The 20,644-nt window shown below is 56.2% G+C and carries 23 protein-coding genes; 8 read left to right on the top strand and 15 right to left on the bottom strand.

All coding sequences use genetic code 11. From position 1 onward, the window contains the following. Positions 1-5 precede the first annotated feature (5 nt). From AC2T28_RS14125 to AC2T28_RS14110, 4 genes are all read left to right on the top strand, one after another. Positions 6-380 carry a cupin domain-containing protein gene (locus tag AC2T28_RS14125; RefSeq protein WP_486748836.1) on the top strand — a complete coding sequence of 125 codons (375 nt, stop codon included), beginning with the start codon at positions 6-8 and terminating at the stop codon, positions 378-380. A 101-nt stretch (positions 381-481) separates the two neighbouring features. After that, positions 482-826, top strand: coding sequence for a hypothetical protein (locus tag AC2T28_RS14120; RefSeq protein ID WP_486748837.1), 345 nt, complete (start codon positions 482-484; stop codon positions 824-826). Positions 827-875: 49 nt separating this feature from the next. Then, on the top strand, positions 876-1,631 hold the full coding sequence (locus AC2T28_RS14115) for a nuclear transport factor 2 family protein (protein WP_486748838.1): 756 nt from the start codon (positions 876-878) through the stop codon (positions 1,629-1,631). Then, positions 1,632-2,093: a GNAT family N-acetyltransferase gene (locus AC2T28_RS14110; RefSeq protein ID WP_486748839.1), complete on the top strand. Its 462-nt coding sequence runs from the start codon at positions 1,632-1,634 to the stop codon at positions 2,091-2,093. A gap of 44 nt (positions 2,094-2,137) precedes the next feature. On the opposite strand, the gene AC2T28_RS14105 is transcribed toward AC2T28_RS14110, so the two are convergent. Continuing rightward, positions 2,138-2,617 (bottom strand): 2TM domain-containing protein, encoded by a 480-nt coding sequence (locus AC2T28_RS14105; RefSeq protein WP_486748840.1) that lies wholly within the window; start codon positions 2,615-2,617, stop codon positions 2,138-2,140. 190 nt (positions 2,618-2,807) lie between these two features. Further along, on the bottom strand, positions 2,808-3,290 hold the full coding sequence (locus AC2T28_RS14100) for an MAPEG family protein (protein WP_486748841.1): 483 nt from the start codon (positions 3,288-3,290) through the stop codon (positions 2,808-2,810). 411 nt (positions 3,291-3,701) lie between these two features. Here AC2T28_RS14100 and AC2T28_RS14095 point away from each other — a divergent pair, with 411 nt between their 5' ends. After that, positions 3,702-4,313 (top strand): phage tail protein, encoded by a 612-nt coding sequence (locus AC2T28_RS14095; RefSeq protein WP_486748842.1) that lies wholly within the window; start codon positions 3,702-3,704, stop codon positions 4,311-4,313. 62 nt (positions 4,314-4,375) lie between these two features. On the opposite strand, the gene scpA is transcribed toward AC2T28_RS14095, so the two are convergent. Both scpA and AC2T28_RS14085 read right to left on the bottom strand, forming a co-directional pair. Further along, positions 4,376-6,505, bottom strand: coding sequence for a methylmalonyl-CoA mutase (gene scpA, locus AC2T28_RS14090; RefSeq protein WP_486748843.1), 2,130 nt, complete (start codon positions 6,503-6,505; stop codon positions 4,376-4,378). Continuing rightward, positions 6,468-7,403, bottom strand: coding sequence for a hypothetical protein (locus AC2T28_RS14085; RefSeq protein WP_486748844.1), 936 nt, complete (start codon positions 7,401-7,403; stop codon positions 6,468-6,470). The genes scpA and AC2T28_RS14085 overlap by 38 nt, the downstream gene beginning before the upstream one ends. A 180-nt stretch (positions 7,404-7,583) precedes the next feature. On the opposite strand from AC2T28_RS14085, the gene AC2T28_RS14080 reads away from it, so the two are divergent. Next, positions 7,584-8,027 carry a DUF4174 domain-containing protein gene (locus tag AC2T28_RS14080; RefSeq protein WP_486748845.1) on the top strand — a complete coding sequence of 148 codons (444 nt, stop codon included), beginning with the start codon at positions 7,584-7,586 and terminating at the stop codon, positions 8,025-8,027. 4 nt (positions 8,028-8,031) lie between these two features. Here AC2T28_RS14080 and AC2T28_RS14075 read toward each other — a convergent pair whose 3' ends face one another. From AC2T28_RS14075 to AC2T28_RS14035, 9 genes are all read right to left on the bottom strand, one after another. After that, entirely contained in the window at positions 8,032-8,475 is a 444-nt protein-coding gene (locus tag AC2T28_RS14075) for a hypothetical protein (protein ID WP_486748846.1), read from the bottom strand. A gap of 77 nt (positions 8,476-8,552) precedes the next feature. Then, positions 8,553-9,134, bottom strand: coding sequence for a hypothetical protein (locus AC2T28_RS14070; RefSeq protein ID WP_486748847.1), 582 nt, complete (start codon positions 9,132-9,134; stop codon positions 8,553-8,555). Between the two features lie 311 nt (positions 9,135-9,445). Beyond that, the gene (locus AC2T28_RS14065; protein WP_486748848.1) at positions 9,446-11,446 is read right to left on the bottom strand and encodes an acetyl-CoA carboxylase biotin carboxylase subunit; all 2,001 of its coding nucleotides are present in this window, start codon (positions 11,444-11,446) and stop codon (positions 9,446-9,448) included. 134 nt (positions 11,447-11,580) lie between these two features. Beyond that, positions 11,581-11,784, bottom strand: coding sequence for a hypothetical protein (locus AC2T28_RS14060; protein WP_486748849.1), 204 nt, complete (start codon positions 11,782-11,784; stop codon positions 11,581-11,583). A gap of 256 nt (positions 11,785-12,040) precedes the next feature. Continuing rightward, on the bottom strand, positions 12,041-12,388 hold the full coding sequence (locus AC2T28_RS14055) for a hypothetical protein (protein ID WP_486748850.1): 348 nt from the start codon (positions 12,386-12,388) through the stop codon (positions 12,041-12,043). 69 nt (positions 12,389-12,457) lie between these two features. Then, entirely contained in the window at positions 12,458-12,598 is a 141-nt protein-coding gene (locus AC2T28_RS14050) for a hypothetical protein (protein ID WP_486748851.1), read from the bottom strand. Between the two features lie 214 nt (positions 12,599-12,812). Further along, positions 12,813-13,292 carry a DUF6497 family protein gene (locus tag AC2T28_RS14045; protein ID WP_486748852.1) on the bottom strand — a complete coding sequence of 160 codons (480 nt, stop codon included), beginning with the start codon at positions 13,290-13,292 and terminating at the stop codon, positions 12,813-12,815. 121 nt (positions 13,293-13,413) lie between these two features. Beyond that, entirely contained in the window at positions 13,414-14,025 is a 612-nt protein-coding gene (locus AC2T28_RS14040) for a GIY-YIG nuclease family protein (protein ID WP_486748853.1), read from the bottom strand. 11 nt (positions 14,026-14,036) lie between these two features. After that, entirely contained in the window at positions 14,037-15,569 is a 1,533-nt protein-coding gene (locus AC2T28_RS14035; RefSeq protein WP_486748854.1) for an acyl-CoA carboxylase subunit beta, read from the bottom strand. Positions 15,570-15,757: 188 nt separating this feature from the next. Between AC2T28_RS14035 and AC2T28_RS14030 the strand changes: the two genes are divergently transcribed. Continuing rightward, complete coding sequence (locus tag AC2T28_RS14030; protein WP_486748855.1) at positions 15,758-16,972, top strand: multidrug effflux MFS transporter; 1,215 nt, start codon at positions 15,758-15,760, stop codon at positions 16,970-16,972. A gap of 87 nt (positions 16,973-17,059) precedes the next feature. After that, complete coding sequence (locus AC2T28_RS14025; RefSeq protein WP_486748856.1) at positions 17,060-18,448, top strand: helix-turn-helix domain-containing protein; 1,389 nt, start codon at positions 17,060-17,062, stop codon at positions 18,446-18,448. 115 nt (positions 18,449-18,563) lie between these two features. Here the strand turns inward: AC2T28_RS14025 and AC2T28_RS14020 are convergent, their stop codons facing one another. Further along, entirely contained in the window at positions 18,564-18,803 is a 240-nt protein-coding gene (locus AC2T28_RS14020) for an HP1242/YdcH family protein (protein ID WP_486748857.1), read from the bottom strand. A gap of 74 nt (positions 18,804-18,877) precedes the next feature. After that, positions 18,878-20,533, bottom strand: a complete 1,656-nt coding sequence (betA, locus tag AC2T28_RS14015; RefSeq protein ID WP_486748858.1) for a choline dehydrogenase — start codon at positions 20,531-20,533, stop codon at positions 18,878-18,880. Positions 20,534-20,644: the final 111 nt, after the last annotated feature.

Raw genomic sequence — 20,644 nt, 5'->3', positions numbered from 1 at the left:
GTTCCATGCCAAGCCCAGTTAAATGCGCCCGGCTGTTTGCCGACAGCGCCGGTGAGAGTCATTTTGAGGATGTCGAGATTGATATGGCCTCGGTGCAATACGCCCCACCCGCTCCGGCTTTGGATGTCTCGGCGCCAACAGCAGCCAATCAGGTCTTCTGGTTTCGCTTTCCCGCAGATTGGGAAGACGCCGCACATCCGTCGCCTCGTCGGCAGTTGTTCATCGTTCTGGAAGGAGCCGTAGAAGGCTGGACCAGCACTGGCGAGACCCGCATTTTCAGACCGGGAGACAGGTTGTTGATGGAAGACACCACTGGCAAAGGCCATGGAGCCAGACCTGTGCATGGTGAGGCGGTGGCTGTTGTGATCGCTCTGGACTAACGATGCCCAGACCCGCCCGCTTTTCCGCTATTTCTTGCCTTCGAACCCTTTCACAGTTTTAATGAAGCCATTGGTTCCGTAAACGTTTGAACAGGTGCAACATGAAGAGCTTCATTCCAATCGGCGCAGCAGTGGCCCTGGCGCTAAGTTTCCCAATTGATTCCTATGCCAAAGACAGAGGCAACAAGCCCAACAACGCAAAAATCGTTAAGCCGGGGAATGGACCCAAAGCCGTACCCCCAGGACAGATCAGGCGCTATACACGCGGGGCAAAACTCCCAGGCGATCTAAACTTTGAAAACATTGGAGATCTATCGAAGTGGAAGCTCAAACCACCAGGGCAAGGTAACCGCTACATTCGTGTCGGAGATGATATTCTTGAAGTCTCTGATGATCTGAGTACAGTCGTCGATGCGGTTGGAATTGTTGGTGATTTGCTGAAATAACAAGTTCAGTTGCCTGCCTGACATTAAAAACTAAGGAGGCATCACCTGTATGAGAAAAGTTGAACAAATCAACGCTTTGCTGAAAAGCATCGAGACCGGCGACGCGGCTGCAGTCGCAGTGGTCAACGAGGATCGCTATATCCAGCACAACCCCCAAACCCATGAGGGTAGCGAAGGTCTGGCGCAACTCTTTGCACGCCTGTCAAAAACCGGCCCCAAGGTGAACATGGTGCGCGGGTTTGAAGATGGCGATTTTGTCTTTGCCCAGATGGAATACGATTTTTCCAGCCGCAAGATCTGTTTCGAGGTGTTTCGGTTTGAGGATGGTCAAGCAGTGGAGCACTGGGACAACATCCAGGAACGCCAAACCCCAAACCCCTCGGGGCGCAGCATGGTGGATGGCGCCACCGAGGTTACCGATCTGGACCGTACCGAAGACAACCGGGCATTGGTGCGTGATTTTATACGCACAGTGTTGGTGGGCGAAAAACTGGATCAGTTACCTGACTTCATTGCCGAGGATTTCATTGAGCACAATCCAGATTCCGAGGATGGCCTAACTGCTCTGCGGATCCGTTTAGGAGGAAATCAGGGCAGCGATCAGCGCATTGATTACCAGACCCTGTACTGGGTGCTAGCACAGGGGAATTTTGTCCTGTCGGTGAGCGAGGGATATCGGGGCACGGATCATTGTGCCTTTTATGATCTGTTCCGTATCGATAACGGAAAGCTGGTAGAGCATTGGGACACCACCGAAAAGATCGCCCCACGCAGTGAGTGGAAGAATGAAAACGGGAAATTTTAGGTGACTATTCAAATTCGCAAAGCAAGGCCCGACGAAGCTGAAATTCTAACCGACATCTCAATGCGCTCCAAACAATCGGCCGGATATGATGATGCCTTCATGGAAGCCTGCCGAGACGAGCTCAAGATCCAGCCAGAAGACATTGAACATAAACACTATTGGGTGGCTGAGAGCGGTCAGGTGTGTGGCCTCATTGGACTGGACGTTGAGCCAGACACGGGCACTGCTGAAGTGACCTCTTTCTTTATTGACCCGGCTTTAAAACGCCAGGGCATTGGTCGCCTTATGTGGCAAGAGATTGTGACACAGGCCCACAGCCTTGGACTAAAATCGCTCACACTGGCGTCGGAACCCGCTGCGGTTCCATTCTACACCGCGATGGGGCTTGCAGTTGTTGGAGAGGTCCCGTCTGGATCAATCAAAGGGCGGGTATTGCCCAAAATGGAGCTGGTGCTGAGCTAAATGCCTTGGGCCATAGGTGTTGATGTAGATGTGTCGCCCGGTCGTCACTTGCGCTTCAGACGGCGTTCGATCTGGCGTTTCTCCCAATCGCCGCCAAAGAAGTTGACGATCTCAAAGACGTTGAGCCCATGAGATGCAAGGCCAATCCCCCAGCCAAGTGCAGGCCAGACTACCCAGAAGTTGTCGGGACTTGTGGCAAGATTCAAAATGGTTAACCCAGTCATAACAATGCCGTATTGAATGGCGTGCATGTAAAAAGCCTTGATATCACGCACGTATTCCATGGCCTCACGTTCCTCAGCAGCCAGTTCCGGCACTGTTTGGGTATCTTCTACGGACATGGTGTGTTCCTTGCTCAAGCTCATGAAGTCGACTTCCAGAACCGCAGCAAGACATTTCAGTGTTTCGGGGCTGGCGTTTGCGCCACGTTCGATGCGTTGCAATGTTCGCGTGCTCACACCAGCCATGCTGGCCAGTTGTTCCTGCGAATAGCCTTTGTCCAAGCGGAGTTTTCTAATGATCACTGAATACCGTCCTGCAGTTCATAAACACTCACTGCCACTGGGCCAGTAAAACGGCCACGACAGCACCACGACATTTCGCCGACACAGGGCTGCCAGTTTGATCAGACAGCCATGGGCTATTGAATACATGTAACTCGTTAACAGGCCCGCTGACAAACATGTCCCGTCCTAAACTCAGTTAGATCACCAGTTATGCCCAAACCCAAATGGACCAGACTGCAGCCACCAGTGTCGGATAAAACGTTCCGGCAAACCCCAATGCTCGCAACGGTGGCGAGACCAAGTAACCAATCCAGAACAGCACACGCATGGCGGCAAAACCCAGCCCCAGTGATATTGCCACAGCGCCACCTAGTGACACGGCTGCAAGGGGCCAAATGGCCAAAGCAAGAACCAGCTGTTCAACTGTGTTGGACAAAACCCGTTGCGCGATCTCATTTGAGGAACCGGGGGCAAAAGCTTCGCCGTCGATGATGCCATCATCAAAGAAACGCCGCTGTGCCAGAAACCCAATTACCGCAGCCAGGAACAGCCCCGGCGCAACAAAGGCAAAGGGCAAGGCCATTGGAGTTGGAATGTATTTAACCCCCAACCACTGCGGTCCGCCAACCAGCAGTACCCCCCAAAGGGCCCCGCCGACCATTCCCAGCGCGATTTTATTGCGTTTTCCCAAGACACACCCTCCGCTTTATGATGGCAATACAGGTGCCCCGGTGGGCCGCATCGTGCAAGTCAAAACCAGTATCCAGTTAAACATTCCTTTTCTAGAGCACACTCTAAAACCAGGTTTCTTGCCCACAAGTCAAAACCACTTTCATTATTTTTAGGAGTAATTCAACAACGGCTCTTTGCTAATTGTTCCATTTGCAAACCACATAGAAAAAAGGTGACACCATCTGACCCAGCACGCCCAAAAGAGGATATTAAATACTATAAATCAACCCAAGATAATTACTCCCATGAGTTTGAATAACAACTTAAAAAGTATTCTGACAAAACATGAATTTCTGCTACCAATTGGCTCAGCCCATTTTCTTTGGTCATTAACCCGCGAATACCACTACCCTTTCCTATGGAGGCTTCTTTGAAATTAAAATCTATAACGGGCATATTCTCGGCACTTGCATTGGCTTTGCCGTTGACCCTTGGCACCACAAAAGCGTCAGCAGACCCCTACATTGGCCAGGTGAGCCTATTTGGCTTCAATTTCTGCCCTGGGGGCTGGTTCCCGGCGGATGGGCGCCTCATGGCTGTCCGCGATTACCAAGCCCTGTTCTCTCTTTATGGTTCAATCTATGGCGGGGATGGGCGCACTACATTTGCCTTGCCTGACCTGCGCGGCAGGGCACCGGTCGCTATGGGTACCGGCCCTGGCCTAGGGACCCATCCTATCGGCAAGAGATATGGAGAGGCAAATCACCTCCAAACGGCGGCGGAGGTTGGTGCGCACAGTCACTTGGTAAATGGAACCAATGCAGCGGCAACAAAACACGGTCCAGGCGCTGATTATTTAGCCGCCCCATACCACGCCGATGGAAGTGAACTCAACATTTATGCTGACGGCCCGCCAACCCGTCAAATGGATCCGGGGGTCATTGCCAATAACGCGGGCGGGATACCCTTTAATGTTGAGGGCCCCCGTCTCGCCATGAACTGGTGCGTCGCAATCCAAGGCATCTATCCGCCAAGACCTTAAGGTCACCACACCTGCCCTCCCCATACATCGTGGGAGGGCAGACGTTGTGTTTGTTGCAAACGTTAGGCGTGCGCGTCGCGGATGAGTTGCAGAATGTTCTGCGCCGCTTCGGGGATGTTGGTACCGGGGCCAAAGATCGCCTTTACCCCATTGTCATAGAGGAAATCATAATCCTGCTGTGGGATCACCCCACCGCAGATCACGATGATATCCTCGGCGCCCTGCTCTTTCAGCTCGGCCACCAGCTGCGGTGCCAGCGTTTTATGCCCGGCCGCTTGTGACGAGATGCCAATCACATGCACATCGTTGTCCACCGCATCCTGAGCCGCCTCGGCCGGGGTTTGGAACAGCGGACCAACATCGACATCAAAGCCGATATCGGCAAAGGCAGTGGCAATCACTTTGGCGCCACGGTCGTGACCGTCCTGGCCCATCTTTACCACCAGAAGACGCGGGCGGCGGCCTTCTTCTTCGGCAAACTCATTGATGCTCTGCTGAATGGCGGCAAAGCCTTCGTCGCCTTCATATGCGGAACCATAGACACCCGCCAGGGTTTTCACCTCAGCCCGGTGACGGCCAAACTCTTTCTCCATCGCCATGCTGATCTCTCCAACTGTGGCCCGCGCGCGGGCGGCCTCAACAGCGGCAGCCAACAGGTTGCCACCTTCCTTGGCGCAGGTTGTCAGGGCATCCAATGTGGCCTGACAGGCATCCTCATCCCGCGTCGCGCGGATTTGCTCCAGACGTGCAACTTGGCTTTCGCGTACGGCCACGTTGTCGACATCCAGAATGTCGATCGGGTCTTGCTCGTCCAGTTTGTACTTGTTGACGCCCACAACCACCTCGTCGCCACGGTCGACCATCGCCTGACGCTTGGCGGCACTTTCTTCGATACGCAGTTTTGGCATACCTGAGGCCACAGCCTTGGTCATGCCGCCCATTTCCTCGACCTCTTCGATCAAGGCCCAGGCTTTGTCGGCCAGCTCGGCAGTCAGACTTTCGACGTAATAGGATCCGGCCAGAGGATCGACCACATTGGTGATGCCGGTTTCCTCTTGCAGGATCAGCTGGGTGTTGCGGGCGATGCGGGCCGAAAAATCAGTTGGCAGGGCAATCGCCTCGTCCAATGCGTTGGTGTGCAGGGACTGGGTGCCACCCAGGGCGGCCGCCATCGCCTCGTACGCGGTCCGGACAACGTTGTTGTAGGGGTCCTGTTCCTGCAGCGAAACACCCGAGGTCTGGCAGTGGGTGCGCAGCATTTTGGAGCGTTCGGATTTAGCGCCGAATTCCGTCATGATGCGGTGCCACAACAGGCGGGCGGCGCGCAGTTTGGCAGCCTCCATAAAGAAGTTCATGCCGATGGCAAAGAAGAAGGACAGACGGCCAGCGAACTTATCGACGTCCATGCCGGCCTCGATCGCGGCGCGGACATATTCGCGGCCATCGGCCAGCGTATAGGCAAGCTCCTGCACCAGGTTCGCCCCGGCCTCTTGCATGTGGTAGCCGGAAATAGAGATCGAGTTGAACTTGGGCATCTCGTTGCTGGTAAATTCAATAATGTCCGACACAATCCGCATCGAGGGTTCCGGCGGGTAGATATAGGTGTTGCGGACCATGAACTCTTTCAGAACGTCGTTCTGAATGGTGCCAGCCAACAGTGACTTATCGTGGCCCTGCTCTTCACCGGCGACGATGAAACTGGCCAAAATTGGCACAACAGCACCGTTCATGGTCATCGAAACCGAGACCTTGTCGAGCGGGATGCCGTCGAACAGGATTTTCATATCCTCGACGCTGTCGATGGCCACGCCAGCCTTGCCCACATCACCAACCACGCGGGGGTGGTCGCTGTCGTATCCGCGATGAGTGGCAAGGTCGAACGCCACAGAAACACCCTGCTGACCCGCGGCCAGATTACGGCGGTAAAAGGCGTTGCTCTCTTCGGCGGTAGAGAAACCGGCATATTGCCGGATGGTCCAGGGGCGGCCTGCGTACATTGTCGCTTTCACCCCACGGGTGAAGGGGCCTACCCCGGGGACAGAGCCCATGTGAGGCAGCTCTGCGGTGTCGTCTTCAGTATAGAGCGGCTTGACCTCGATCCCTTCGAGGGTTTGCCAGTTCAGGTCTTCAACGGCGCGGCCGCGCAGTTCTTTCTCAGCCAGCGCCCGCCATTCGTCTGTCTTGGTCGTCATGGGGTCTTCCTCTTGTCAGGTCTGTGCGAGCTGGGTTCGTGCCCTGCCCTGCTTTGTCTGGATCTTGTTTCAACTGCACCAACCCGTCGCCACCGGCGGCGAGCCACATCAAATCATCGGCATAGGCTTCGCGAAGCGCCGCAATCTGCACCTCGTCAAAGGGCTGCCAGCGCCCCTCGCCCTGTGGCAGTTGACTGGCCACTGAGCTTTGCAATTGGTTGCGCAGCTCTGGCAGTTGAGGCGTCGTATTCAGCCGGATGCGCGCATTGCTGCTTGGCATCTCTTCTCCGACCATTGCAGTCAGCTGCGCCTCGGGGCGGCCGCCGAATGTTTCAAACGTCATCGCCCAGATCTGGGCGCCAGGTACTGCGCAGGCCACATCGGTCAAAACATCGCGCCAACTGCGTGGACTGGTCACCAACCGATCGAGCATCGCGGCACTTGGCACCCGGTGGCCACGTGACACACCGTAAGCCAGCGCCGACGCCCAATAGCTCTCGAGGCTGCGCAAGTTGACGACAACATCCGTAACCTGCCCGTCAAAAGCCTGAGCAAAGCGCGCCATCCGTTCGCCAACGCCACAGTACAGTTCACCCAGTCGCAGGTTCTCGCGCACGGTGCCCATCATATTTTCATCGCTGATCAACAGATGATCCAACCCCTGCTCCGCAGCTTGGGCCAAATGCATCTGTACACGGCCCTCGCCTCGGCGCTGTGGATCACGACCCGTGGCAGCAGCTGGCCCCGGTAAGATCCCGTTGAACAGACCATTTCGGGTCCGATCTGGCCCCCAAGCCTCAATTCCGCGCATCCGCAATGTGTCAGAATTCAGCTGTAGATATTCCTGAAAACTAGTGGTGGCGCAGCGGTGTGCCCCAATATGCAAAAACACGTTCATCGATTTGCCCGTCCTATGGCCACGGGCCACACAAAGCGGCCGATTTGAAGAAAACTGCAAGATCATTACCTACAGACCCTCTCAAACCGATTAACGTTGAATGTTTTTTTGCTGCTAAGTGGCGATTCTCCCATCGCAATTTCCGCTGAGGTGCATATATTCATCGGGACAGGAGACATAATGAAACCATTCCTAGCCCTTGTTCTGGCGACATTAATCCCAGCACCCCTTACTGCACAGGAAACCGCCAATCCGGTTATCCCAGCATTTATACAGCCTGGAACTGACAGCGATCTGAGCGAGTTTTTGTGGAAAAACCGGCCCATTGTTGTCTTTGCCGACAGCCCGGATGACCCGCGTTTCCATGAGCAGATCGACCGCCTGTCGCAAGGGGTCGAGGCGCTGTTTGAACGCGATGTGGTGGTTCTGGTCGACACTGATCCCAGCGCCAATTCCGCGCTGCGCCAAAAGCTGCGGCCACGCGGGTTCATGCTGGTTCTGGTGGGCAAGGATGGCGGTGTTAAATTACGCAAGCCAAGCCCATGGACGGTGCGCGAGCTGACCCGCACCATCGATAAATTCCCCTCGCGGATACGCGAGATCGAGGAACGGCGCGGCAGCTGAGCCATCACACCGTCCCCCGGGAAAAGAAGAGTTGTTCGTTGGCCCGATCCAGCACCGCCATCACATTACCGTTGGGGTCAAACATCAGCACCGAATTGGGATCGAGTAGCGCCCGCAGGTAGGCCTCCTTGATCTCGTCACTCATGCAATCTTTACCCGCCACACCTGAGGACAGCACACCCAATCCCTGCGGCAGGTCCTTGGACATGATTTGTTCGGACACCGCATTGGGCGAAAGCCCCTTAACGTCAAACGCAACGGGCTTGCCGTCATCCAACAGGACCATACCGGTAGCAATAGAACGCGCTTTGGAAATCAGCGACTTAACGCGAAGCTCTTCAACCTCAAAAACGGCTGCGGTACAGCTCATCGAGGATTTGAAATAAGCGGTATCACCGAGGTTCACCCAATCAGCAAGACGCGCGCGCACCTCACTCTCTTTGTCCATGGCGCAAGCGGTCAGAGCTGTCAGGAGCAGCCCCGCCAATAGTGCCTTTGCGAGCCGGAGGTATGGTTGCGCCCTAGTCATTGAGACGTCTGCGCATTTAGAGAACAGATGGTTTCAGTAGGACACGCCACAAACTGTAAAGTCCCAACAGCACCCGGCATAGATGCCTCGACCGATGTCCTGACGTAAACTGCGTGCGGGTCGAATCCCTGATCAGCTCCCCCAAGTGTCAGTTCTTCTCCAAGGGTGGACTTACAGATCCAGTCCCCGCTCGTTGTCAGAACCGCTATATCAACCGCCCATTTGATATGATCCTCTCCATGATCACTCACATCAAGAAACAATAGGTCAGGCTGTCCGCTGATCTTGGTCAGAGGATAGAAGCCAAATCGGTAGCTGCAAGGCGTTCGAACCCGGTCTGCCCGTTCGTTCAGGCTCGCCAAGGTAACAGACAGATGGTCGGGTACTCCGGTGGGTATTTTCCAATCAGGCCGGGGAAGCGGAGGATGATAAAAGGCATAGGTTTTGGCTGCGATTGATCCGGCCCCCATCAGGACAATTGCGCCAGATGCCAGCGAAACCTTCACTGCATGGCGAATCTGGGTTCGGTAGACAACCGCAGATAGCCAAAACACAGCAAAGGCTGAGAGGATCAGCATTACAGGGAGCAAGCTGGTCCAATGATCTGTTTCCAGTATCGAAATTAGATTGGACTTTTCCATGATGTAGAGAACCAAAGTCCAAATGGCTCCGCCCACGAAAAACAAACCAAAACTGGGGCGTTTTTTAGTAACCAACCAGAGCGCCAGCCAAGCAAACAAAAAACCACCCACGAAGATCAAAATAGAAATTTTCTCTACGGACGTTGGCAGCTGACCCACAACAAACTTCCACGCCCGCCCGGCCAAATAGACCCCGCCCACAAAGGCGGGGACCGCAGCACAGAGTGCAACTATGAAGCGCCAGAGGCTCACTCGAACTCCATGATCACATCATCCACCGCCAGGCTATCGCCCGCGGCGGCGTTGATTTTGGACACCACGCCCTTTTTCTCGGCACGCAGGATGTTTTCCATTTTCATCGCCTCAACGGTGCACAGGGCCTGGCCCTCTTGCACTTCGTCGCCCACCTGCACAGCCACATTGACGATTAGGCCGGGCATTGGGCAGAGCAGCAGTTTGGATGTATCCGGCGCAACCTTTTCAGGCATCAGCTTGGCCAGTTCTGCCTGACGCGGGGTGCGTACATGCACTTTCATATCTGCCCCGCGGGACCGGATGCGGAAACCACCGGAGATTTTGCCAACCTTCAGCACCAGCTTCTCGCCGTCCACATCCAACTCGGCCAGTTGGTCGCCGGGGCTCCAACTGCTGGTGACGCGTTTTTCGATGCCGTCGGCGAAGACAATAGTCGACCCGTCACGATCTGCATCAATAGTCATCGCATAGTCTTCACCTTGCAAGGACACGACCCATTCAACACCAACCCGGCGCTCGTGGTTGTCCATGCGCCCCGACACGCGGGTACGGCGAATTTCAGCAACGCGGTGCATGGCTGCACAGGCCGCTGCAATGCGGCGCAGAGCCTTTTCCGGCAACTCAACACCATCAAAGCCGTCTGGGTATTGCTCTTCGATAAAGGCAGTGGTCATTTCACCCGCGATAAAGATCGGGTGATCCATCACTGCTGACAGAAATGGCAGATTGTGGCCAATGCCCTCGACCTCGAACCCGTCCAGCGCATTGCGCATGTGCTCAATGGCCTCCCCTCGGGTTGGCGCCCATGTGCAGAGCTTGGCAATCATCGGGTCATAATACATCGAAATCTCGCCGCCCTCATAAACGCCAGTGTCGTTGCGTACCACGTGGCTCTCCTCGACCACCTCGAATGGAGGGCGATACCGGGTCAGACGCCCGATTGAGGGCAGGAAACCACGATACGGGTCTTCGGCGTACAGGCGGTTTTCAATCGCCCAGCCGTTCAGCTTTACGTCTTCCTGCTTGATGGTCAGTTCTTCGCCATTGGCAACTCGGATCATCTGTTCGACCAGATCCACACCAGTGATTAGCTCGGTCACCGGGTGTTCCACCTGCAGGCGGGTGTTCATTTCCAAGAAATAGAAGTTTTTGTCGCCATCGACGATGAACTCCACGGTCCCAGCCGAGGCATAGTCCACCGCTTGTGCTAGCGCGACGGCCTGTTCTCCCATCGCCTTGCGGGTGGCTTCGTCCAAGAACGGACTTGGCGCCTCTTCCACAACTTTTTGCTGACGGCGCTGGATCGAGCATTCGCGCTCGCCCAGATAGATGCCGTTGCCGTGGCTGTCACACAGAACCTGAATTTCGATATGGCGCGGTTGGGTGACGAACTTTTCAATGAAAATCCTGTCATCCCCAAAGGAATTGGCGGCTTCGTTTTTGGAAGATTGATAGCCTTCGCGGGCCTCGTCATCGTTCCAGGCAATCCGCATACCTTTGCCACCGCCACCGGCTGAAGCTTTGAGCATCACCGGATAACCGATTTCGTTCGAGATTTTCACTGCCTCGTCAGCGTCCTCGATCAGGCCCATGTGGCCCGGAACCGTAGACACGCCAGCGTCCTGAGCGATCTTTTTGGAGGTGATCTTATCCCCCATCTTTTCAATCGCACCCACTGGCGGGCCTACAAAGGCGACGCCCTCGGCCGCCAGGGCACTGGCGAATTTGGAGTTTTCCGACAGGAAACCATAGCCGGGATGCACCGCCTGTGCGCCGGTCTGGCGGATCGCATCCATGACCTTGTCGATGACAATATAAGACTGATTGGCGGGTGGCGGGCCGATATGCACGGCCTCGTCTGCCATTTCCACATGTAGCGCGTTGCGGTCGGCATCCGAATAGATGGCGACGGTCTGGATACCCATCTTGCGCGCGGACTTGATAACGCGGCAGGCAATCTCGCCGCGGTTGGCGATCAGGATCTTGTTAAACATGGGCAGTCCTTTGTCTTCTGGATGTCGGAACGCAAAACACCGCATCCCGGTCAGGTGCCGGGTGCGGTGATTGCGATGTGTTCAAGGCGGTAATTGCGGGCTGAACAGCCAGCCCAAAAGGCCAGCTAACCCAACTAGCAGTTACGGGGTTTTTCTTTGCAGTAGATAAGGTTGGTCGCCACGCCAACGGCCGCACCCGTGACCGGGTTGCCATCAAGTAGGATCGAGCCAAGTGCCCCTGCCCCTGCGCCGTATGCAACCTGTTCACCTGTGGTGCTGCCACAGGCGGCCAAACCTGCGCAAAAGCCAAGTGTGATCGTGATATTAACTGCCCGCATTGCTGTCTTCCCTTATGCTGAGACATTGCTTTGACGGTGGTCAAAGCTTGCCAGCACTGGGTATTCAAGACCATCAGGGCAGCTTGAATATTATGCGCAAAATGACGCCCAAACAGAGACTTACGCTGGCAACCTTTCGCCAATGATGGCCGCACAACATCGCAGGTCGGCTTAACATTGCCACACGCGCAAGAAACCGCCATCTTCAGGGCCATCTCTGGGTGGTTATTAAACCGCATCTGCAACATCTGGCCAATCACTCCCCAAAGACGTCCGGAAACGACAGCGCAGCCGCCCGCAGGTCAAGCACCAGCAGTGCGTCATAGCTTTCCGGATCAAATGGATCTTCGGCAGGCAGAACTTCGCGCTCAAACAGCCAGCTGATGCGGCCGGCGTCTAGGTTACCACGCTCAAAAGGCTGATCGCCGAACTGTTCCCACAATGCCTTGATAAATCCGGCATCGGCACGGCGATCAGCCGGGCGCCGGTCATGGTACCGCTCGCGTCGCGATATTGAAGTGACCCCTTTGGGGTTTGGCCGTCGAATTGTGAATTGGAAATCTGTGCCCGGCAGTCGGCCGGGGAATCCGCGATGTTTTAGCATGATAGCGCCTTTCGCCCGGCGCTGCGCGGAGATATGGGGACCGACCGCAGGGCCGGGCCCCAATTGGTATTACTTGTATTTGCCGGTGTATACTGGCTCTTCCGAGATGGGCTCGGGTTCGACAATGACAAATTCTTCTTCTTGCTGCCCACAGGCAGCGACGGCGGCCAGCAGGCCAACCATAGCGAATAGTTTGATGCTCTTGGACATTTCTGTCTCCTGTTTGAAATATAGAAACCAACCTGGCATTGGATTGCCAGTGGTTCCGACCTCATATGACGAGTTGCGAAATTGCAGCTCGGTGCCATGTTAACGTGTATTTCAGCCAGATTACATCCAAATCGCGGCATCAGCGGGGCATGTGGCCGCAAAGCCGCAACATTCCGCCTAGATAAGCCAAGTTTGGCAAGATATTGAGGAGACATCAGAACTCCTCCCAGAGACAGCGACTGCCGTCAGGGGTGTAGCTCTCAAAAAACTGGGTGGCATCCGGGTCAAGATCGCCAAAGCTCACATGTCGATCCATCAGTGAGATCACAACGCGCACAGGGGCAATCTGGTGGCTGGCCAGATAGGGCATTGCCAGTTCGTCACACAAGTGATCCATATCCGGTCCGGCCAGATCATAGCTGACACTGCCGGTTTCACGGGTGATCGCAGGCGCAATAAAGCGGAACCGAGCCCACAGCTCACCCGGGGCTTCGTCCAGCAGCACCTCGGTCAGAGTGACATCCTGGCCCGAGGGCACAGGAAAGGGTTCATCCGCCATCGCGGGGGCTGTCAGACTGAGCAAAAGGGCCAGACATCCGCAGCCCCACCCCCCAAACAAGTGGGCTCCTCCGGGTAGGGCTGCTGGCGCTGCGCCAGTGGCGCGCGCTGTTCTATGTCGGCTGCGGCGGATCATGATGTGAATTTACTGCACATGTCAATTAGTGAGTTTGGATTGAGCGACTTCCATATGAGATCGAGGGGGTTGCTAAAGCCCGCATGGGAGGTCCCAAACGTCTGATCTTTCCAAACCTGCATCATCCCGCTGATTCCTCAGCGTTTCTCAGATTGGTCAAAGTTTCGTCCTCAAACTTCCAATAGTCCGGGCCTGCAAGCGTTTTCCAATTTCGCCCTGTCTCTCGGGCAACAATCATCGCGCTTTGGCTCAAACTCATTTGTTCGCCACGGAAAATCACGCTGTTAGCAGGGCCGACGACACAGGTAGTGTCATCGTCAAAGACTGAGTGCAATTGAGAGCCTTCAACGATTGGCACCATGTCAAACGTGAATCTTGGACGCCGTGCGCGCGCACGTTCCAACGCTCGTGCATCGTCTTGATCGTCGATAACGTCTTCTCTAGGCGTAACATCTCTGAGACCAAAGGCTTTGAGAATAGCTGTGGGCTTATCAGGAGAAATTCGAAAAAACTCTCTACGTTCTCTCACTCGATGGTCACCAAAGGCAACGTGCAGGGCCTTCTCTGCGACAAGAGCATTTTCCACTTCCCAAGCTGAAAAACACTCAAAAGGTAAAGGAAGCCCTGTGGTGTCAAGCTCCTTCATCCGGCGCTCCACGCTGGACGAAGTAAGCCCGACTTTGACCAAACCCGGCATTGCTTGATTGGTTAGAACGTAAACGACATCTACCATCAGAACGCCTCCTACAACGGAATATTATCGTGCTTTTTCCACGGGTTCTTCAGCGACTTACCCCTCAACGAGGCAAAGGCGCGGCTGACACGGCGGCGGGTGGAATGGGGCTGGATCACCTCATCAATAAACCCTCGCTCGGCCGCGACAAACGGATTGGCAAAGCGGTCTTCGTAATCGGCCGTATGCTGCGCGATCTTGTCGGCATCGCCCAGATCCGCGCGGTGGATGATCTCGGTTGCGCCTTTGGCCCCCATCACTGCGATCTCGGCCGTGGGCCAAGCATAGTTGAAATCGCCGCGCAGGTGTTTGGACGACATCACGTCATAGGCCCCACCGTATGCTTTGCGGGTGATCACAGTGACCTTGGGCACCGTGGCTTCGCCATAGGCAAACAGCAGCTTGGCGCCGTGTTTGATAACGCCGCCATATTCCTGGGATGTACCGGGCAGAAATCCGGGCACATCGACCAGGGTCAGGATCGGAATTTCAAAACAGTCGCAGAAGCGCACAAACCGTGCCGCCTTGCGCGAGCTGTCGATGTCCAGACAGCCTGCCAGAACAGTTGGCTGGTTGGCCACCACACCCACGGTCTGCCCCTCAAGACGGATAAAGCCGGTTAGGATGTTCTTGGCAAAGTCTTCCTGGATTTCATAAAAATCCCCCTCGTCCGCGACCTTGTGGATCAGCTCCTTCATGTCATAGGGCGAGTTGGGATTGTCAGGGATCAGAGTATCGAGGCTGGCTTCGATCCGGCCCGGCTCATCAAAGAACGGGCGCACGGGCGGCTTTTCTTTGTTGTTCAACGGCAGGAAGTCGACCAAGCGGCGCACTTCGGCCAGCGCCTCAACATCGTTTTCAAAGGCACCATCGGCAACGCTGGATTTCTTGGTGTGCGTTGATGCGCCCCCCAGTTCCTCGGCTGTTACCGTCTCATTGGTCACGGTTTTCACCACGTCCGGGCCAGTGACAAACATGTATGAGGTGTCTTTGACCATAAAAATAAAGTCGGTCATCGCTGGCGAGTACACGGCGCCACCGGCACATGGCCCCATGATGACCGAAATCTGCGGCACCACGCCCGAGGCCATCACGTTGCGCTGGAACACCTCGGCATAGCCAGCCAGCGAGGCAACGCCCTCTTGGATACGCGCCCCTCCGGAATCATTGATGCCGATGACAGGCGCGCCGTTCTGCATCGCCATATCCATGATCTTGCAGATCTTTTGCGCGTGGGTTTCCGACAGCGATCCACCAAAAACGGTGAAGTCCTGAGAGTACACATAGATCATGCGACCATTGATGGTGCCCCAACCGGTGACAACCCCGTCACCGGCTGGGCGCTGCTCTTCCATACCGAAGTCGGTGCAGCGGTGGGCGACAAACATGTCAAACTCTTCAAAACTGTCTTCGTCCAACAGCAACTCGATACGCTCGCGAGCTGTCAGCTTGCCGCGACCATGTTGCGCGTCGATACGGCGCTGACCGCCCCCCAATCGCGCTTCCTGACGGCGGCTCTCCAACTCAGCAAGAATATCTTTCATGGCCCATATCCCCTATTGATTTGGCGCGACCTTATCTTGCGCAACGGGCGGACCCAAGGCAATTTTCGCAAATTTGCAAATTCAATACAGAGGCAGCGTCGCAAACTGCAAATATGCTAATAGGTGTACTTAGATTTTCTTGTGCCGAGCAATGGACAAGAGTGCCCATCTGACCTAAGCCAGACCACATGCAGAGTTCATCGCGCCGTTTTTTCAAACGCAACAGCCCACCTCATATCTCAACCCTGATCCTGCTAGCAGGCATATCTGCTCTAGGGATGAATGTGTTCCTGCCATCGCTGCCCGGTATGGCGGTGTATTTTGAGGCTGACTATCGCCTGATGCAGCTATCTGTTGCACTGTATCTGGCTGTGAATGCAGTGGTACAGATCATTGTCGGGCCGATTTCCGACAAAGTGGGGCGCCGGCCGGTGATCCTGGCCGGGATCGTGTTTTTCCTTCTGGCAACGCTGGGCTGCATTATGGCACCAACGGCCGAGATCTTCCTGCTCTTTCGCATGGCCCAGGCCGTTGTTGCCGTCGCCATGGTGCTCAGCCGTGCCGCTGTGCGCGATCTGTATGATGCAGACCAGGCGGCCAGCATGATTGGCTATGTCACCATGGGTATGGCCGTGGTGCCGATGATTGGCCCCGCTATTGGTGGCGCGTTGGATCAGGCCTTTGGCTGGACCGCCAACTTCTGGCTGCTGTTTGGTATGGGCCTGCTGATCCTGGCCTTTACCTATTTTGATTTTGGCGAAACCGCCCACAAAAGCGGCAAGACACTGGTGGCGCAGTTTCGCGAATACCCGGAACTTCTGCGCTCCCCTCGCTTTTGGGGCTACTCACTGGCCTCGGGGCTGTCATCAGGTTCGTTCTTTGCCTACCTTGGCGGCGCACCTTTTGTCGGCACCGAGATTTATGGCTTGAGCACCGCACAACTCGGCCTTTACTTCTCGGCTCCAGCAATTGGCTATTTCGCAGGCAACTTCCTGTCTGGCCGATATTCGATGCGGATTGGCATCAACCGCATGGTGTTCTGGGGCTGCTGGATTAATGGGATTGGCGTTGCCCTATCGCTGGCACTGGCCTTTGCTGGTCTGGATAACGTCTACACCTTCTTTGGCTTTATGACGTTTGTCGGCGTTGGAAACGGCATGGCAATTCCCAACTCAACCGCTGGTGCCCTGTCGGTCCGTCCACATCTGGCCGGCACGGCTTCGGGATTGAGTGGCGCACTGATGCTGGGCCTTGGCGCCGCACTCAGCGCCTTTGCCGGCTGGGTGCTGGGCGCAGGTTCAACTGCCACGCCACTGCTGGTGATCATGCTTGTCACTGCGGTCCTTGGCATCACCTCAATCATGCTGGTCATTTCACGCGAGAAGAAGTTGGCCCTGCAATAACGCGCAAAGGGTGCGACGCCCTGCCCCTTGCGGCGTCGACTTTGCAATTCTACAGTTCGCACAACTCGGATTTGCAAAGGCAGCTTTATGGCCCCTCAAAAACTCTATGCCGGTGCCAAGCTGCGCGAGATGCGCACCCGGCTGGCGCTGACGCAAAAGGACTTTGCCGCAAAACTTGGCGTGTCGCTGCCCTATCTGAACCAGATGGAGAACAACAATCGCCCCGTCAGCACCACGGTGGTACTGGCACTGGCGCAGGAATTTGGTCTGGATGTCACCGAGCTGAGCACCGGCGACAGTGAACGCCTGGTCAGCGACATGCGCGAGGCTTTGGCCGATCCGGTCTTTGCCGATGATGCCCCGCCGCTGGCAGATCTGCGCCTAACCGCGTCAAACGCCCCAGCGCTCGCCCGCGCCTTTCTCGAGCTGCACCGTGCCTACCGCCAAACCCACGAACGTCTGGCCTCGCTCGACGAGGCCTTGGGGCGCGAGGATTCACGCATTCAGGCCAGCCCCTGGGAAGAGGTGCGTGACTTTTTTCACTATTGCGACAACTACATTGATGCGGTGGATCGCGCGGCTGAGAAGTTCGCCAATGTCGGCGATGGCCGCAAGGCTGCAATTTCAGCACTCAAGGCCGCCGGCATCACCGTTCAGGAAAGCAACCTGGACAGCTTGCGCCACTATGACAGCGACAGCCGCACCTTGCACCTGTCAAACCGCTCCGTGCCGCAAACGCAGGTGTTTCAACTGTTGCTGCAGGTGGCTCTGTTGCGCCAGAACAAGCTCCTGGAGGCCACGCTGGATTTTGCCCGCTTCAACAGCGACGAGGCCCGATCGATCGCCAAGATCGGCCTGGCGAATTACTTCGCTGGAGCGGCCCTAATGCCCTATGGCGCGTTTCTGGCCGCTGCACAGGAGTGTCGCCACGATCTGGAGCTGCTATCGACCCGGTTTGGCGCCTCGATCGAACAGGTCGCACACCGTTTGTCGACACTGCAACGCCCCGGCGCCAAGGGTATTCCGTTTTTCTTTGTGCGGGTGGATCAGGCCGGGACAATTACCAAGCGCCACTCGGCCACGCGGCTGCAATTTGCCCGCTTTGGTGGCGCCTGCCCGCTGTGGAATGTCCACCGCGCCTTTGAAACCCCAGGCCGATTTCTGCGCCAGCTGGCCGAAACCCCAGACGGCGTGCGCTATATCTCACTGGCGCGGGATGTCTCAAAACCCGGCGGCTCTTTTGGCTCCCCCGTGCAGCGCTACGCCATTGCTCTGGGCTGCGAGGTGCGCCATGCGGATTCGATTGTCTATGCCGACAACATGGGGGTAGATAACGAGAGCGCTTATGAACCGATTGGGATTTCCTGTCGCATTTGCGAACGCCAGCATTGCCATCAACGATCGGTTCCACCGCTGGAACGGCGGCTGACCATCAACACCAATACACGTGGCGTTTTGCCTTATGAAGTGAGTTAACGCGGACGATTTTCTGTTCGGCCAAGGCACGTGCCTGACCTTGGGGAGGTGCAAAGCTCCTTCCAGGTCTGGCGCGGGCCGTGCCGCGATGCGCCACAGCCCATGTTGTCCCTATCTAAGCCTTAGACAAAATACCCCAGATCTCATCCTTTAGAGCAGCCCGCGTTTTGCGCAGGTCCACTTCGGCCAGATCTGCAACCGGCTCCACATTTGTCTCAGCCCGGTGTACCGCACGGTTCACCTCGTGATACTCATCCGCCAGCTTGGCAAAATGCGCATCCGATTGCTTCAGCGTGCTGATTTCACCAACCTTATCCGGGAATTCCTCGGCCAATTCATGCGGGGTATTTGCCATGTGTTCGCTCCTTATTTCTTGGGTCGAACACAGGCTAGTTCAGCTACGACTCGGACACTTTGACCGGGATCAAATCACCGCTGCATTTCCTGCCATTCAGGGTGGAACCACGGCTCGGCATTAGAGGCAGGCAACTGGCGCCCCAAAATATGATCCGCAGCCTTTTCCCCAGTCATGATCGACGGCCCATTCAGGTTGCCATTGGTCACGCGCGGGAAGATCGAGCTGTCGGCAACCCGCAGCCCCTCCACCCCGATGACACGGCATTCGGGATCGACCACCGAGGTCTTGTCATCTGCTGCGCCCATCTTACAGGTGCCACAGGGATGGAACGCACTTTCGACATGTTCGCGAATGAAACTGTCCAGCTCATCATCGCTTTGCATATCAACACCCGGTTGGATCTCGCTTTTCACAAATGGCTTGAAGGCATCCTGCTCAAAGATCTCGCGGGTCAGGCGGATGCAGCGGCGGAAGTCCTGCCAGTCTTGTTCGTGCGACATGTAGTTAAACAGGATGTTCGGCGCATCCTTGGGGTCACTGCTGGCCAGCGTCACCTCGCCGCGCGAGGGCGAGCGCATCGGCCCTACATGCGCCTGGAACCCGTGCCCCTCGGCTGCGGCCTTGCCATCATAACGCACAGCCATTGGCAGGAAGTGATATTGGATATCCGGGTAATCCACCCCCGCCTGCGAGCGGATAAAGGCAGCCGATTCAAATTGGTTTGACGCACCAAGACCGGTCTTGGTGAACAGCCACTGCGCCCCGATCATCGCCTTGCTGAACAGGTTCCAGTGTTTGAACAGGGTGATTGGCTGGGAACAGGCCATTTGCAGATAAAGTTCCAGATGATCTTGCAGGTTCTGCCCCACGCCGGGACGGTCTGCGACTACATCAATCCCATGTTCCGCCAGATGTTTCGCAGGTCCAATACCAGAAAGCATCAGGATCTTGGGCGAGTTCAGCGAGCTGGCAGAGATAATGACCTCGCGGTTGGCACGGATCACCTCAATCTTACCGCCCTTCTCAACCTCAACCCCAACAGCACGGCCTTCCTCGATCACCACGCGGCGCACAAAGGCACGGGTCAGCGAGCAGTTTTCCCGTTTAAGTGCGGGCTTCAAATAGGCATTGGCCGCAGACCAACGACGGCCCTTGTAGACCGTCTGCTCCATCGGGCCAAAACCCTCTTGCTGGTGACCGTTGTAGTCATCCGTCACCGGATACCCGGCCTGACGCCCAGCCTCGACAAAGGCGTTGTGCAGCGGATTGTTACGCGGACCACGCGACACATGCAGCGGGCCGTCGCCGCCGCGCCAGTCAGAATCGCCCCCGTGGCCGCCGTCGTGCCAGGTTTCCATCCGTTTGAAATAGGGCAGTACATCGGCATAGCTCCAGCCCTGCGCGCCGCTTTTGGCCCAGTGGTCATAGTCGCCCGCGTGACCACGCACATAAACCATGCCGTTGATAGAAGACGATCCGCCAACCACCTTGCCGCGCGGCGTCACCAGTTGCCGCCCACCCAGATGTGGCTCGGGCAGTGTTTTGTATCCCCAGTCGTACATCCCCATATTCATCGGGTAGCTCAGGGCCGCCGGCATTTGGATAAACGGCCCGACATCACTGCCGCCGTGCTCGATCACCTGCACCTGATGACCAGCCTCGCTCAGCCGATAGGCCAGCGCACAGCCAGCCGAACCGGCCCCAACAACCACATAATCCGCGTTCATCTTGTCTCTCCAGCCGCGCTCAGCCTAATCGCAGACAGCCCATCATGCCCGCTTCGAAGCGCTTATTGACTACTAAAACCGTTTTTTAAATGGCTATACAAGTTTTTCTTG

It is taken from the genome of Parasedimentitalea nitratireducens, assembly GCF_057444295.1.
This window is presented reverse-complemented; position numbering and strand designations above follow the sequence as displayed.